Annotated in this window: 1 protein-coding gene; it reads left to right on the forward strand. The window is 67.8% G+C overall.

Annotated features, from left to right (window positions below; genetic code table 11):
* Positions 1-68: 68 nt before the first annotated feature.
* Positions 69-348, forward strand: a 280-nt coding sequence (locus UK12_RS44025; RefSeq protein ID WP_231591507.1) for a hypothetical protein, incomplete at its 3' end; no start/stop codon positions are given.

Here is a 348-nt window from a genome sequence, read left to right on the forward strand (position 1 = left end):
CGCCCGGACACTGCCCACCCACGCACCCACCAGCCCGAATCGCCAGCCGCCACCGAGGAACAACACGCGTGAACGTCTCCCGCCGAACCCTGAACAGCCTGTTCGGGAAGCCTGCAAGCTCCCAGGACCGCATCGGAGTTGACAACCTCCACGACCACAGCGGAGCAAGCGATTGCATCCGGCGCCGTTATGGGGGCGCGGACGGCGAAACCGACGCCCAGGGAGGCGGGGGCGAGGTGGTGTTGTGGAGGGGGAGGGCGCGCAGAGGAAAAGCGGAGGATCACTGCGAGGGGGCGGCACTCCAGGAGAAGCCCAACAACCTTGTCCCCAAGTCCGCCGCTGACGAGC

It is taken from the genome of Saccharothrix sp. ST-888 (assembly GCF_000955975.1).
GTDB lineage: Bacteria > Actinomycetota > Actinomycetes > Streptomycetales > Streptomycetaceae > Kitasatospora.